Here is a 14245-nt window from a genome sequence, read left to right as displayed (position 1 = left end):
ATGCAAGACCATTTAATCGAGATCCGCGACCTGCGCGTCGCCTTCGCCGGGCAGGAAGTGGTGCACGGTGTGAACCTGGATATCCGCCGTGGCGAGTGTCTGGCGCTGGTCGGTGAATCCGGCTCGGGCAAGTCAGTGACGGCGCATTCGATTCTGCGTTTGTTGCCGGGCAAGAACGTCAGCAGCAGCGGCGCGATTCGCTACAACGGCGTGGATTTGCTGCACGCCAGCGAACAGCAGATGCGTGGTTTGCGCGGCAATCGCATTGCGATGATTTTCCAGGAGCCGATGACCTCGCTGAACCCGCTGCACACGGTGGAAAAACAGATCAGCGAAGTGCTGGAAATACACAAGGGCCTCAAGGGCCGCGCCGCCCGCACGCGGACCCTGGAGCTGCTCGAGCTGGTGGGTATTCGCCAGCCGTCGCAGCGCTTGAAAGCCTATCCGCATCAGCTTTCCGGTGGTCAGCGCCAACGGGTGATGATCGCCATGGCGCTGGCCAACGAGCCGGAACTGTTGATTGCCGATGAGCCGACCACGGCGCTGGACGTAACCGTACAGCAGAAGATTCTTGAACTGCTGATCGAGTTGCAGCAGCGCCTCGGCATGTCGCTGTTGCTGATCAGCCATGACCTCAATCTGGTGCGCCGGATCGCTCAGCGTGTGTGCGTAATGCGTCAAGGCGAGATCGTTGAACAGGCCGATTGCGAGACGCTATTCCAGGCGCCGCAACATCCTTACAGCCGCTTGTTGATCGAGGCTGAACCGAGCGGCGCGCCAGTGCCCAGTGAGTACGAGCACAACCTGCTGGAAGTGGATGATTTGAAGGTGTGGTTTCCCCTGCCGAAAAAACTCTTCAGCCGTCAGCAGGATTACATCAAAGCGGTGGACGGGGTCAGTTTCACCCTGCAACGCGGCAAGACGTTGGGCATCGTCGGCGAGTCGGGTTCGGGCAAGTCGACGCTGGGCCAGGCGATCCTGCGACTGGTCGAATCAGAGGGCAATATCCGTTTTGGCAACAAGCAGTTGAGCCTGCTCAATCAGCGCCTGATGCGCCCGCTGCGCCGGCAGATCCAGGTGGTGTTTCAGGACCCGTTCGGCAGCCTCAGCCCGCGCATGTCGGTGCAGCAGATCATTGCCGAAGGCTTGCTGACCCACGGCATCGGCAGCGAGGCCGAGCGCGAGGCAGCGGTGATTCGCGTGCTGGAGGAAGTCGGCCTCGACCCGCAAAGCCGCCATCGTTACCCCCACGAGTTTTCCGGCGGCCAGCGCCAGCGCATCTCCATCGCCCGCGCACTGGTGCTGGAACCGGCGCTGATCCTGCTCGACGAACCGACCTCGGCCCTGGATCGCACGGTGCAGAAGCAAGTGGTGGAATTGTTGCGCCAGTTGCAGATCAGGCATGGGCTGACGTACCTGTTCATCAGCCATGACCTGGCGGTGGTGCATGCGCTGGCGCATGACTTGATGGTGATCAAGGACGGCAAGGTGGTTGAACAAGGCTCGTCGCGGGAGATTTTCGCTGCGCCGAAACATCCGTACACCCAAGAGTTACTGAAAGCCTCGGCCCTCAAGCCTTACAGAGAGCCTTGTGGGAGCGAGCCTGCTCGCGAATGCGCTGCGTCAGTCACATAAGTGCTGACTGACCCGACGCCTTCGCGAGCAGGCTCGCTCCCACAGGTTTGATCGGTGGTGTTTGAAATTTATTTTTCCGGCACTGCATCCAATCGCCTCCGCCACGGGTAGTCCCTGTAACAGCCCACTCTGGTGCTGTCAGCGCCCTACCCTTTTCGGAGAATCATCGGATGAACATCACCCAGCTGATTGGCTTCACCGGTTTGCTCGCCTTCACCGCGACCACCTTCGCCCAGAGCAGTTATCCCGACGCGATCAAGGTGCCGGACGGGCACAAGATTGCCCTGGAAACCACTGGGGTTGGCGAGATCACCTACGAATGCCGCGACAAGCCCAATATGGCCGGGCAGACCGAGTGGACCTTTGTCGGCCCGAAAGCGGTGCTCAATGATCGCAGCGGCAAACAGGTCGGCACCTATTTCGGCCCGCCAGCGACCTGGCAAGCCAAGGACGGTTCGAAAGTCACCGGCACACAACTCGCCGTGGCACCGTCGAGCCCGGGCAACCTGCCCTATCAACTGGTCAAGGCCAATCCGGCCGAGGGCAAAGGCGCGATGACCGGGGTCAGCTATATCCAGCGTGTCGCGCTCAAGGGCGGCGTCGCGCCGGGCAGTGAGTGCACCATGGCAAACAAGGGCAAGCAGGAAGTGGTGAAGTACCAGGCGGATTATATTTTCTGGGCGGCGAACTGATTTCCGGAAGCAGTGCACAATCCTGTGGGAGCGAGCTTGCTCGCGAAGACGGAGTGTCAGTCGCCTTATTACTTTCTGACCCACCGCATTCGCGAGCAGGCTCGCGCCCACAGGGAACAATGCGTCTGGATGTTTGGGAAATGTGAGCTAGATTGCACCCCATGCCTTTAGCCGAATCCGTTTTCGATTACGAAGCCCGCCTCAAAGCCTGTGCCCGGGGCGAGCGCGCGGCTTTGCGCGATTTGTATGTGCAGGAAGGCCCGCGCCTGCTCGGCGTGGCCAAGCGGCTGGTGCGCGATACGGCGCTGGCGGAGGACATTGTGCATGAGGCATTCATCAAGATCTGGCACGGCGCGGCCGGGTTCGACCCGGCGCGGGGTTCGGCGCGGGGCTGGATGTTCAGCGTGACCCGGCATCTGGCCTTGAATCAGCTGCGCAAGCAAAGTCGGGAAACGCCGTTCAGTGAAGAACATGAGGCAGCGGCGCCTGATGAGGCGGTCGATGTTCACTCGGCACGCATTCATCGCTGCCTCGAGCAACTGGAACCGCAGCGGCGCAGCTGCATCCTCCATGCCTACGTCGACGGTTACAGCCACGCGCAGATTTCCGCACGCCTCGACACGCCGCTGGGCACGGTCAAAGCGTGGATCAAGCGCAGCCTCAATGCTTTGCGGGAGTGCATGGGATGACCGGCGAATCAGCGCAGGAACGGGATGAACTGGCCGGTGAATATGTACTCGGGACCTTGTCATTCGAGCAGCGCATCGAGGTGCAACGGCGCCTGCCGAACGATCCCGAATTGCGTGCAGCGGTGGATGCCTGGGAGCGGCGTCTGCTGGAGCTGACCGATCTGGCCGAACCTCAGCAACCCTCGGCGCAGTTATGGCCGCGCATCGAGCGCAGTCTCGAACGGCTGACGGTGAAGAAACCACTGACTTCGTGGTGGAACCTGCTGCCACTGTGGCGCGGTTTGAGTGCGGCGGGCCTGGCTGCAACGCTGATTCTGGGCACGATGCTGCTGACCCAGACTGCGCCGAAACCGAGTTATCTGGTGGTGCTGGTAGCGCCGCAGGACAAGGCGCCGGGCTGGGTGATTCAGGCGAGCAATGCGCGGGAGATCCAGTTGATCCCGTTAGGAGTGGTCGAGGTGCCGGCGGACAAGGCGCTGGAGTTCTGGACCAAGGCTGACGGCTGGTCGGGGCCGGTGTCGTTGGGGCTGGTCAAGCCGGGGCAGGCTTTGTCGGTGCCGCTGGACAAACTGCCGCCGCTGCAACCCAACCAGCTGTTTGAGCTGACGCTGGAAGGCGCCAATGGCTCGCCGATTGGCAAACCGACCGGGCCGATTCAGGCGATCGGGCGTGCGGTGAAGGTGCTCTGAGGCTCTGCTACGCGGTTGTCCGCAACCATCATCGACGTCGATGTTCACCATCACGGCAATGAAGTTCTCATAAAAAATTCCGGGCGTAACATCAGCTCCATACCAACCAACAACACCCCGGAGCACACCATCATGAAACGCCAGACTCTTCTCAGCATCGCTTTCTCGGTTTTCGCAGTTAACGCTTTCGCCGCCACCCCGGCGCACACCATGATCGCCGAAGGCGGTTCGGACAAGCTGATCGAAAGCCGTCTGGCTGAAGGTGGTTCAGATCGTCTGATCGAGCGCCGTGTTGCCGAGGGCGGCTCGGATCGTCTGATCGAACGCCGCGTTGCCGAAGGTGGTTCTGATCGTCTGATCGAACGCCGTGTTGCCGAAGGTGGCTCGGATCGTCTGATCGAACGCCGTGTTGCCGAAGGTGGTTCGGATCGTCTGATCGAACGCCGTGTTGCCGAAGGTGGTTCGGATCGCCTGATCGAACGCCGTGTTGCCTGATGCATGACTGCAAGCGCAACACCGCAGAGAAACCCGGCTCCCGCAGCCGGGTTTTTTATGTCTGCGTGTTTTATCCGGCCTTGGCCATGCAGCGCTTGTAGCGCTCGTCCACGCGCTTGGCGAACCAGGCTGTAGTGAGTTTGCGGGTGATCTTCGGACTCTGCAGCACAATCCCCGGCAATACCGCGCGCGGTAACGCCTTGCCTTCGGCCCGCTCCGCCAGTTCGAACACGCGCTGATAGAGTTTGGTCTCTTCGAATTCCAGGGTTTTGCCTTTCTCCAATTGATCGCGAATCGTCGGGTTGCGCATGCCCAGCGACTTGCCGAGGGTGCGCACCGCCAGTTCGGTACTGCCGGGCATGATCGAGTCGTAGCGAATCAGGTCGCCGTCCAGGGTCAGCGGGATGCCGGAAGCGCGGCTCACCGCATTCTGAAACGCGGCATTGCGACTGGCGTACCAGCCGGCGTTGAAATCGGCGAAGCGATACAGCGGCTCGCGGTAATTCACCGGATAGCCGAGCAAATGGGCGATGCCGAAATACATGCCGCCGCGCCGGCTGAACACTTCACGACGAATCGTGCCGTCCACCGGGTACGGGTAATCCTTGGCGTGCTCCTCGGCGAATTCGATGCTGACCTGCATCGGCCCGCCGGTGTGCACCGGGTTGAACCCGCCGAACAACGTGCGACCCATCGGCACCATGCCAATGAAATCGTCGAAAATCGCGCTCAGCTCTTTTTCACTGCGCGCAGCGTTCAGGCGTTCGCTGTAGCTCTTGCCGTTGGGCGAGCGCACTTGCAGAGCGCCGCTGACCAGCAGGCTGGGGATGTGCACCTTGGCGGCGCGGCGGTCGATTTCGTCGCGGGCGATCTTGCCCAGGCCGGGCACTGTCGGGTCGGCCTGGAAAGTGGACTCCTGCTCGGCCACGGCCAGTACCGAACACAGATTCTGCGTGGTGGTGTTGATGCCCTGTGCGGCGAACGCGGCGTAGATGTCCGTGGCCCAGCCCTGACGGTCGGCAGTTTTCGCCGGCAACAGCCGAACGATTTCCGCCTTCACTTCAGCCGGCGGACGCGGCGCAGGTTCGTTGCTGCGCTGGCTGGCGCAACCGGCGAGCAGCAGCAAAGCGCCGAGAGTAATGAGTAATCGCATGTTGCTCCATCCAATCAAATTAGCCACAACACCATACACAACCCCCGTAGGAGCTGCCGCAGGCTGCGATCTTTTGATCTTGCTTTTTGCAGATCAAAGTCAACATTAAGATCAAAAAGATCGCAGCCTGCGGCAGCTCCTACGGATGACAAACTGATTGCAAAACGTTACTGCGAAACCCTATCATTCGCGCCTGGAGTCGCATTAGCGCAAGGAGTTCCGCGCCGCCCTTATTTTTTCATTGGCCGCTCGCCTCCAGGTATCCGACATGCCCGCTTCTGCTCGACTCGGCGCTCCGTTCCGCCCGACTTTGCTTGCTCTGCTGTGCTCCCTGACCGTCACCGCCCACGCCGCTGAAGACAACAGCAAAGCGCTGGTGCTCGACGACGTCAACGTCAATGCCCAGGCCCCTGCATCCAACGCCCTGCCCCCGGTCTATGCTGGCGGTCAGGTCGCGCGCGGCGGCCAGTTGGGCGTGCTCGGCAATCAGGACATGATGGACGTGCCGTTCAGCGCAGCGTCCTACACCGAGCAATTGATCCAGGATCAGCAGGCGGAAAACGTCGCCGATGTGCTGCTCAACGATTCCTCGGTGCGTCAGGCCTCGGGGTTCTCCAACCAGGCGCAGGTCTTCATGATTCGCGGCCTGCCGCTCAATGGCGATGATATTTCCTATAACGGCCTGTACGGCGTGCTGCCCCGTCAGATCATTTCCACCGACGCGCTGGAGCGCGTGGAAGTGTTCAAAGGCCCCAATGCCTTCATCAACGGCGTGACCCCAACCGGTTCCGGCATCGGCGGCGGCGTCAACCTGCAACCCAAGCGCGCCGGCGACGTGCCGCTGCGCCGTTACACCACCGACATCAACAGCGAAGGCCGCATCGGTCACCACTTCGACATCGGCCAGCGTTTCGGTGAAGACAACCGCTTCGGCGCGCGGGTCAACCTGTCGCAGCGCGAAGGTGACACCGGCATCGATCACGAGAACCAGCGCTCGAAACTGTTCGCCATCGGCCTGGATTATCGCGGCGATGCGCTGCGGGTGTCCGGCGACTTTGCCTATCAGAAGGAACGCGTCAACGGTGGCCGCAGCTCGGTCAACCTCGGCACCGCCACGCACATCCCGGACGCGCCATCGGCGGACACCAACTACGCGCCGAAATGGGGTTACACGGATATCGAAGACACCTTCGGCATGCTCCGCGCCGAATACGACCTCAACGACAACTGGACCGCCTACGCCGCCGGTGGCGCCAAGCACACCCGTGAAGTCGGGCGCTATAACTCGACCACGCTGGTCGGCAACAGCGGCGCCTCGTTCACCACTGGCTCGTTCGTCCCGCATGACGAGGACAACACCAGCGTCATGGCCGGCCTCAACGGCAAATTCAACACCGGCCCGGTCAGCCACAAGCTGAATTTCGGCCTGACCGGGATCTGGGCCGAGCAGCGCAGTGCTTATGACTTCGACCTGACCCGCTACTCGAACAACATCTATCACCCGATCACTACCCCAGCGCCGGTCGGCAACTTCGCCGGTGGCGATCTCAACGATCCAGGCATCGTTGGCAAGACCTTCAACCGCAGTGTGGCGATTTCCGACACCCTCGGGTTCTTCGATGATCGCCTGCTGGTCACCGCTGGTCTGCGTCGTCAGCAACTGGTGGTGCAGGGTTACAGCTACGCCAGCTACGGCAGCGGCCCGCGCTCGTCGAGCTACGACGAGTCGATCACCACGCCGGTGTACGGCATCGTGTTCAAGCCGTGGGAGCATGTGTCGTTCTACGCCAACCATATCGAAGGCCTGGCCCAAGGACCGACTTCGCCAACCAGCTCTGGCGGTTTCCGCGTGACCAACGGCAACGAGGTTTACGCACCGAAGCGCTCCAAGCAGACCGAGCTGGGCGTGAAAGTCGACATGGGCACCTACGGTGCGAGCCTCGGTGTTTACCGCATCGAACAGCCAAGCGACGGCTACTGCGAAATCAACAGCGCCACCACTTGCACCTACGTCCGCGAAGGCGAGCAGATCAACAAAGGCGTGGAGATGAACGTGTTCGGCGAGCCGATCGACGGCCTGCGCCTGATCAGCGGCCTGACGCTGATGGATACCGAACTGAAAAACACCCTCAACGGCGCCAACGACGGTAACCACGCCATCGGCGTGCCGACCTTCCAGTTCAACGCTGGCGTGGATTGGGACGTGCCGGGCCTGCAAGGCGTTGCGCTGAACGCGCGGATGCTGCGCACCGGCGGGCAATACGCCGACGCGGCGAACAACCTCAGCCTGCCGACGTGGAACCGCTTCGACGCGGGCGCGCGCTATGCGTTCAAGGTGTCGGAGAAGGACGTGACCGTGCGGTTCGGCGTCGAGAACGTGGCGAACAAGAAGTACTGGGAATCGGCTCAGGGCGGCTACCTGACCCAGGGCGAACCGCGAGTGGCGAAGTTGTCGGGGACCATCGACTTCTAAGCGTGATTGCGTCGTAAAAAAGGCCCCGCAGCTTCACGGTTGCGGGGCCTTTTTGGTTTTTGTGGTGTTTGACCGGACGCTTCGCGAGCAGGCTCGCTCCCACAGGGGTTATGCGATGCGGCTTAGATCCCGGCGAGTGCCAGATCCATCGCAAAGTAGGTGAAGATCAGATCCGCCCCGGCACGCTTGATTGCGCCAAGACTTTCGCGCACCACGCGCTCTTCGTCGATCGCACCGGCCTGGGCGCCGAACTTGATCATCGCGTACTCGCCGCTGACCTGATACGCCGCCAGTGGCAGGTTCGAGGCCTGGCGAATGTCGCGGATGATGTCGAGGTAGGCGCCGGCCGGTTTGACCATCAGCGCATCGGCACCTTCCTGCTCATCGAGCAGCGATTCGCGTAGGGCCTCGCGACGATTCATCGGGTTCATCTGATAGCTTTTGCGGTCGCCCTTGAGCGCGCTGCCACCGGCCTCGCGGAACGGGCCGTAGAGTGCCGAAGCGAATTTGGTCGAGTAGGCCATGATCGGAATCTGCGTGAAGCCGGCGGCGTCGAGCGCCTGGCGAATCGCGCGCACTTGGCCGTCCATCGCCGCCGAGGGCGCAATCACGTCAGCACCGGCGCGGGCGGCGGCCACGGCTTGCTTGCCGAGATTGATCAGGGTCTGGTCGTTGTCGACCTCGTGGTTGTGCATCACGCCGCAATGGCCGTGATCGGTGTACTCGCAGAAGCAGGTGTCGGACATCACGATCATTTCCGGCACGGCGTCCTTGGCAATGCGCGACATGCGCGAGACCAGACCGTCTTCGCGCCAGGTGTCGCTGCCATTGGCGTCCAGATGATGGGACACGCCAAAGGTCATCACCGACTTGATGCCGGCACGGGCATAGCGCTCGATTTCGCTGGCCAGTTTGCGCTCGGGAATGCGCTGCACGCCGGGCATGCTGGTGATCGGCACGAAGTCGTCGATCTCTTCCTCGACGAAGATCGGCAGGACCAGATCGTTCAGGCTGAACTCGGTTTCCTGGAACAGACTGCGCAGGCTCGCATTGCGGCGCAGACGGCGGGGACGTGCTTCGGGGAACTGACTGGACATGGGGCCTTTCCTGAAAACAGCGGATGAGACGAAAGTCGTAGGGGACGAAGCTTATGCCTTGCGGCGGGTGCGGGACAAACCTGGATCAATCAAGAGAGCGTTACCGCAGGTGCAACAATCCCTGTAGGAGCTGCCGAAGGCTGCGATCTCTTGATCTTGTTTTTTGGGATCAAAGTCAAAAGATCGCAGCCTTCGGCAGCTCCTACAGGTGGCACGCGGTGAGTCAGGAAGGAATAGTCAGGCCGCGGATGACTGCCGGGCGAGCAAGAAACCGCTCCAGCACTCGGGTGACGTTGGGGAAATTCTGAATGCCGACCAGATCCCCGGCCTCATAGAAGCCAAGCAGATTGCGCACCCACGGGAACGTGGCGATGTCAGCGATGGTGTAGCGCTCGCCCATGATCCAGTCGCGGCCTTCGAGGCGGGTGTTGAGTACATTCAGCAGGCGTTTGCTCTCCTCGACATAACGATCACGCGGGCGCTTGTCCTCGTAATCCTTACCGGCAAATTTGTTGAAGAAACCGAGCTGGCCGAACATCGGGCCGATGCCGCCCATCTGCCACATCAGCCATTGGATGGTCTCGTAGCGCAGCGCGCCTTCCTGAGCGAGCAACTGGCCGCTCTTGTCGGCGAGATAAATCAGGATCGCGCCGGATTCGAACAACGGCAGCGGTTTGTCTTCAGGGCCATGCGGGTCGAGGATCGCCGGGATCTTGTTGTTCGGGTTCAGCGAAAGAAATTCCGCCGAGGTCTGGTCGTTGGTGTCGAAACCGACGCGGTGCGGCTCGTACGGCAGGCCGATCTCTTCGAGCATGATCGACACTTTGACGCCGTTGGGGGTCGGCAGGGAGTAGAGCTGAATCCAGTCCGGGTACTGCGCCGGCCATTTCTGAGTAATCGAGAATGCAGACAGATCGGTCATTGGAAGCATCCAGTCACAAATTGAAAAACCGATCATAAAGTAGGCCTGCCGCTGCGCCTACACGAACCGTAACATCCTGTCGCTAACCTGCCTGCATGCCCGCAAAGGTTGCCGCTAGAGTGCTGCGCACTGGCCTGGAACGAACCAAACGGCGTTACAGGACTCTGAGTTATGCCTTTCTCGCAGAGGAAGCTGTTCATGACAGGGAAACACCCGGTGCTGGGAGCCCGCGGTGCCAAGGTTTGTCAGCCTTAACCGATTTTGCTGAAGAACCCTCGAATTGATGACGAATCTGATGAGTTTCGCCAAACGTTTCAAACATCGCGCGTACGTGGCCCTGCCCTCCCTGCTGGCAGTCAGCGCGCTTTTTCTGTCCCTCGAATCCAGCGAAAGCCGCGCACAACCGGCGGACGGCACGCAGACGCTGGTGTTCCTGCGCCACGCGGAGAAACCCGAGGGCGGCCTCGGCCAGCTCAACTGCCAGGGCCTGAACCGCGCCATCGACCTGTCGACGCTGCTGCCGGAAAAATTCGGCAAGGCTGATTACGTGTTCGCCGCCAACCCGACGCGCAACGTCGAGGAAGGCGAGCTGGACAATTCCTACAGCTACATTCGTCCGCTGATGACCATCAGCCCGGCCGCGATCAAGCTCGGCCTGCCGGTGAACATCGAGTTCTCCGCCAACGACACCAGCGATCTGGCCCGCGAGCTGCTGGACGAGAAGTACCACAACTCGACGATCTACACCGCCTGGTCTCACGGTTATCTGCCGGAGCTGATCAACAAGGTCGCCGGCAATGCGGTGGGCGAGCGGCAGAAAATCACCGATGACTGGGCCGGCGATGACTTCGACTCGCTGTATGTGCTGACCCTGAAGTGGCACAACGGCAAGGCCAGTCTGCAGAGTCATAGCTACAAGCAGGGACTGGATAACGGCAAGGACACCTGCCCGACCTGAGTTTTGTAGCGCCTGATATTGCGTCTTCGCGAGCAGGCTCGCTCCCACAGGGGAACGCATTTCAACTGTGGGAGCGAGCCTGCTCGCGAAGAGGCCAGTCGCTTGCGCCTCAAGCCTTCTGGCTCACCCGCCCACGCAAATACTCGATCACCGCCTGACGCTCTCCGGCAAACTCGATCCGCCCGCCCTTCTTCTCGCGCTGGAACACATACATCGGGTCGTAATACTCACGCAGCAAACCCTCGATCCAGCCGCGATGCAGGTCCACCGCGCCGCTGCGGCCCTGCTCGGCCAGCGCCTGCTCCATCAACACCAGCATCCGCGAATGGCGCTCGCCGCCGAGGCGTTTCTGTACGTTGTTGAGGCTTTCCAGCAGACGTTCGGAAAACAGCGCAAACCCGGTGTCGCCGTGGAGGGAGGCAAACTCCGCCGACAGATCGATGACGTAATCACGCAGGATCCGCTCGACACGATCCTCGAAACGATCTTCCAGCCATACCATCGGGTACTGCTGCATGCCCTGATACAGCGGCAACGGCAAGGCGCAACTGCCGACCACACGGCTCTCGTCTTCGAGCACAAACTGCTCGATCCCGGCATCGCGTTTCTTCAGGAAGTCGATCGCCAGGCGATTCTCGAAATCGATGTTCGACGGCTGCCCGGTGGCACGTTTGCCGAAACTGGAGCCGCGATGGTTGGCGTGGCCTTCCAGATCCACACCGTTGCGCAACTGCACCAGCACTTCGGTCTTGCCGGTGCCGGTCATGCCGCCGAGCAAAACAAAATCACACTGCGCGATGGCTTGCTCGAGGGTGTCGATCAAAAAGCTGCGCATCGCCTTGTAGCCGCCGCCGACACGCGGATAGTCGATGCCGGCCTCGTCGCGCAGCCACTGCTGGGTGATCTGCGAGCGCAAGCCACCGCGAAAACAGTACAGATAACCATCGGGATGAGCCCGGGCGAAGTCGGCCCAGGCCTGGATGCGCTCGGCCTTGACTGCGCCGGACACCATTTGATGGCCCAGCTCGATCGCCGCCTGCTGGCCGTGCTGCTTGTAGCAGGTGCCGATCTTCTGCCGTTCCAGATCATTCATCAGCGGCAGATTGACCACGCCGGGGAACGCGCCTTTGTGAAACTCGACCGGCGCGCGGGCATCCATCATCGGCCGGTCGTTGAGGAAAATGTCGCGGTAGTCGGTGCAGTCGCGGAGCATCAAATCACCTCGACCGCGTTCGTCTGTCGCTCAACCAGTTCGCCGATCGGCGCAAGGTTCAGGCCCAGTTCGGCGGCAACGCCGAGGAACTCGTCATTGCCTTCAGGCGTGACCGCAATCAGCAGACCACCGCTGGTCTGCGGATCGCAAAGCACGCGTTTGTGCAACTCCTGCACGCGGCCAACCTTGCTCGAATAGCTGTCGAAGTTGCGCAGCGTACCGCCCGGCACGCAACCCTGATCGAGGTAGTACTCGACGCTGTCCAGACGCGGCACGCGGTCGTAGGCGATGCGCGCGGTCAACTGGCTGCCGTCGGCCATTTCCACCAGATGCCCGAGCAGGCCGAAACCGGTGACATCGGTCATCGCGGTGACGCCGGCGAGTTTGCCGAAGCGGCTGCCGGGCTTGTTCAAGGTGCACATCCAGTCGCGGGCGACACCGACGTCGGCGGCGCGCAACTTGCCCTTCTTTTCCGCGGTGGTGAGGATGCCGATGCCCAACGGTTTGGTCAGGTACAACAGGCAACCGGCGGAAGCGGTGTCGTTGCGCTTCATGTGGCGCTTTTCCACAAGCCCGGTGACGGCGAGGCCGAAGATCGGCTCCGGCGCATCGATCGAATGCCCGCCCGCCAGTGGAATACCCGCCGCGTCACACACCGAGCGACCGCCACGAATCACTTCCCGGGCCACTTCCGGCGCCAGCACATTCACCGGCCAGCCGAGGATCGCGATCGCCATCAACGGATCGCCGCCCATCGCGTAGATGTCGCTGATCGCGTTGGTTGCGGCAATGCGGCCGAAGTCGAACGGGTCATCGACAATCGGCATGAAGAAATCGGTGGTCGACACCACACCACGCTCGGCATCGATCTCATACACCGCCGCGTCATCACGCGATGCATTGCCGACCCAGAGTTTCGGATCGAGGTTCTGTGCGCCGCTGCCGGCGAGGATCACTTCCAGCACCTGCGGGGAAATCTTGCAGCCACAACCGGCGCCATGGCTGTATTGGGTCAGACGAATCGGCTCGCTCATGGGAGAGTCTCTGGCAATGAATGGGGCGGATTCTAGCAGAGCGCGAGCGCGCAGATTTTTGTGCTGACCGAGCGGCCCTTTCGCGAGCAGGCTCGCTCCCACATTTGTACGGTGGTCTCCTGTGAGAGCGAGCCTGCTCGCGAAAACGGTGTGTCAGTCGCCGACTGTTTAACTGATCCACCGTCATCGCGAGCAGGCTCACTCCTACAGGGGTTTGCGTGAGTCAGGGCAGCAAAATGATCTTGTCGCCGCCGCCCTGATTGACCTCGTCATAGCGCGCCGGCCCTTCAGCCAGCGGCACCTCCACCAGGCCCTGCGGCAGTGGCAAGCGATCCTCATCGAAGAACCGCCCGAACTGCTCGAGCATCGCCGCGCACGCCTCAACGCCGTACAACAACGAGTTGATCCCGACCACCGAACCGCCCTTGCGATACAGCGCCAGCGCCGGCAATTGCACGTGGCCGTCGACCGGTGCGGCGATGATGGCGATGCGGCCGAAGGTCGCCAGTGCCGCCACCGAGGCGGGCAGCCAGAAACCGGTGGTGTCGAAAATCACATCGGCGCCGCCGCGATACACCGCATTGACCTGGGCACCGAGGTCTTCTGGCTTATCCAGTTGAATCGTCTGATAGCCCTGCTGCTGCAGATCGGCGACCTGCTCGGGCCGGCGCGCCGCCGCCAGCAATTGCGCGCCGCGCACTTTTGCCAGGGCCAAAGCCGCAGTTGCCACTGCCCCGCCGCCGATCACCAGCAAACGTGTATCGGCGCTGACCAGACTGCGTTCCAACGCATCCCACGCCGTGGTGTACGGCACGCCCAAGCTGGCCGCTTGGGCGAAACTCAGATGCACCGGTTTGTGCGCCACGCCGCTCGCAGGAAGTTTGACGAATTGCGCATGGGCGCCGTCGGCGAAGAAGCCCAGCTCGCGCCCGGTACCCCAGACTTCCTGACCGATCAGTGCTTGCGGCCCCTCGACCACCACCCCGGCAAAATCCCGCCCCGGAACCCGTGGCAGCGTGGTGTAAGGAAAACGCCCAAGGACGTTTTTCACATCGCTGGGATTGAGGCCGGCAGCCTTGATCTGCACCAGCACTTCATCGGCGCCGGGCACCGGGGTCGGAACGTCGACGAAACGCAGGGAAGACAGGTCGCCGGTCTGATCGAATTGCAACGCTTTCATGGGCACATCCACCGA

The 14245-nt window shown here is 61.7% G+C and carries 13 protein-coding genes; 7 read left to right on the top strand and 6 right to left on the bottom strand.

The window, feature by feature from the left end:
• The 5 genes from AB4N47_RS06090 to AB4N47_RS06070 all read left to right on the top strand — a co-directional run bounded on the left by AB4N47_RS06090 (position 1) and on the right by AB4N47_RS06070 (position 4200).
• Positions 1-1635: an ABC transporter ATP-binding protein gene (locus AB4N47_RS06090; protein ID WP_341637102.1), complete on the top strand. Its 1635-nt coding sequence runs from the start codon at positions 1-3 to the stop codon at positions 1633-1635.
• Between the two features lie 170 nt (positions 1636-1805).
• Positions 1806-2327 (top strand): DUF3455 domain-containing protein, encoded by a 522-nt coding sequence (locus tag AB4N47_RS06085; protein WP_016775383.1) that lies wholly within the window; start codon positions 1806-1808, stop codon positions 2325-2327.
• Positions 2328-2488: 161 nt separating this feature from the next.
• Positions 2489-3016, top strand: a complete 528-nt coding sequence (locus AB4N47_RS06080) for a sigma-70 family RNA polymerase sigma factor (RefSeq protein WP_341637101.1) — start codon at positions 2489-2491, stop codon at positions 3014-3016.
• Complete coding sequence (locus tag AB4N47_RS06075) at positions 3013-3705, top strand: anti-sigma factor (RefSeq protein WP_016775384.1); 693 nt, start codon at positions 3013-3015, stop codon at positions 3703-3705. Before AB4N47_RS06080 ends, AB4N47_RS06075 begins: the two co-directional genes overlap by 4 nt.
• Positions 3706-3837: 132 nt before the next feature.
• On the top strand, positions 3838-4200 hold the full coding sequence (locus AB4N47_RS06070; protein ID WP_122508151.1) for a hypothetical protein: 363 nt from the start codon (positions 3838-3840) through the stop codon (positions 4198-4200).
• A 70-nt stretch (positions 4201-4270) separates the two neighbouring features.
• Here AB4N47_RS06070 and AB4N47_RS06065 read toward each other — a convergent pair whose 3' ends face one another.
• Positions 4271-5353 carry a DUF1615 domain-containing protein gene (locus AB4N47_RS06065; protein ID WP_016775386.1) on the bottom strand — a complete coding sequence of 361 codons (1083 nt, stop codon included), beginning with the start codon at positions 5351-5353 and terminating at the stop codon, positions 4271-4273.
• 268 nt (positions 5354-5621) lie between these two features.
• Here AB4N47_RS06065 and AB4N47_RS06060 point away from each other — a divergent pair, with 268 nt between their 5' ends.
• Positions 5622-7826, top strand: a complete 2205-nt coding sequence (locus AB4N47_RS06060; protein ID WP_341637100.1) for a TonB-dependent receptor — start codon at positions 5622-5624, stop codon at positions 7824-7826.
• A gap of 122 nt (positions 7827-7948) precedes the next feature.
• Here the strand turns inward: AB4N47_RS06060 and hemB are convergent, their stop codons facing one another.
• A complete protein-coding gene (gene hemB / locus AB4N47_RS06055) occupies positions 7949-8923 on the bottom strand; it encodes a porphobilinogen synthase (RefSeq protein ID WP_223631114.1) in 975 nt (324 codons plus the stop codon).
• 223 nt (positions 8924-9146) lie between these two features.
• Entirely contained in the window at positions 9147-9845 is a 699-nt protein-coding gene (locus AB4N47_RS06050) for a glutathione binding-like protein (protein WP_341637099.1), read from the bottom strand.
• A 283-nt stretch (positions 9846-10128) separates the two neighbouring features.
• On the opposite strand from AB4N47_RS06050, the gene AB4N47_RS06045 reads away from it, so the two are divergent.
• A complete protein-coding gene (locus AB4N47_RS06045) occupies positions 10129-10803 on the top strand; it encodes a hypothetical protein (RefSeq protein WP_039763430.1) in 675 nt (224 codons plus the stop codon).
• A 109-nt stretch (positions 10804-10912) separates the two neighbouring features.
• On the opposite strand, the gene mnmH is transcribed toward AB4N47_RS06045, so the two are convergent.
• From mnmH to AB4N47_RS06030, 3 genes are all read right to left on the bottom strand, one after another.
• On the bottom strand, positions 10913-12016 hold the full coding sequence (mnmH, locus tag AB4N47_RS06040; RefSeq protein WP_341637098.1) for a tRNA 2-selenouridine(34) synthase MnmH: 1104 nt from the start codon (positions 12014-12016) through the stop codon (positions 10913-10915).
• Positions 12016-13050: a selenide, water dikinase SelD gene (selD, locus tag AB4N47_RS06035; RefSeq protein WP_341637097.1), complete on the bottom strand. Its 1035-nt coding sequence runs from the start codon at positions 13048-13050 to the stop codon at positions 12016-12018. Before selD ends, mnmH begins: the two co-directional genes overlap by 1 nt.
• 223 nt (positions 13051-13273) lie before the next feature.
• A complete protein-coding gene (locus AB4N47_RS06030) occupies positions 13274-14230 on the bottom strand; it encodes a quinone oxidoreductase family protein (protein ID WP_341637096.1) in 957 nt (318 codons plus the stop codon).
• Positions 14231-14245: the final 15 nt, after the last annotated feature.

This window comes from Pseudomonas sp. S3_G06 (genome assembly GCF_054667565.1).
Note: the sequence above shows the minus strand (reverse complement) of the source record. Positions and strands in the feature narration are given on the sequence as shown.

Coding starts and splice junctions, on each gene's coding strand:
- AB4N47_RS06030 (WP_341637096.1), bottom strand. CDS start 14,230: ATGAAAGCGTTGCAATTCGATCAGACCGGCGACCTGTCTTCCCTGCGT.
- AB4N47_RS06045 (WP_039763430.1), top strand. CDS start 10,129: ATGACGAATCTGATGAGTTTCGCCAAACGTTTCAAACATCGCGCGTAC.
- AB4N47_RS06070 (WP_122508151.1), top strand. CDS start 3,838: ATGAAACGCCAGACTCTTCTCAGCATCGCTTTCTCGGTTTTCGCAGTT.
- AB4N47_RS06080 (WP_341637101.1), top strand. CDS start 2,489: ATGCCTTTAGCCGAATCCGTTTTCGATTACGAAGCCCGCCTCAAAGCC.
- AB4N47_RS06085 (WP_016775383.1), top strand. CDS start 1,806: ATGAACATCACCCAGCTGATTGGCTTCACCGGTTTGCTCGCCTTCACC.
- AB4N47_RS06090 (WP_341637102.1), top strand. CDS start 1: ATGCAAGACCATTTAATCGAGATCCGCGACCTGCGCGTCGCCTTCGCC.
- AB4N47_RS06065 (WP_016775386.1), bottom strand. CDS start 5,353: ATGCGATTACTCATTACTCTCGGCGCTTTGCTGCTGCTCGCCGGTTGC.
- AB4N47_RS06075 (WP_016775384.1), top strand. CDS start 3,013: ATGACCGGCGAATCAGCGCAGGAACGGGATGAACTGGCCGGTGAATAT.
- mnmH (WP_341637098.1), bottom strand. CDS start 12,016: ATGCTCCGCGACTGCACCGACTACCGCGACATTTTCCTCAACGACCGG.
- hemB (WP_223631114.1), bottom strand. CDS start 8,923: ATGTCCAGTCAGTTCCCCGAAGCACGTCCCCGCCGTCTGCGCCGCAAT.
- AB4N47_RS06060 (WP_341637100.1), top strand. CDS start 5,622: ATGCCCGCTTCTGCTCGACTCGGCGCTCCGTTCCGCCCGACTTTGCTT.
- AB4N47_RS06050 (WP_341637099.1), bottom strand. CDS start 9,845: ATGACCGATCTGTCTGCATTCTCGATTACTCAGAAATGGCCGGCGCAG.
- selD (WP_341637097.1), bottom strand. CDS start 13,050: ATGAGCGAGCCGATTCGTCTGACCCAATACAGCCATGGCGCCGGTTGT.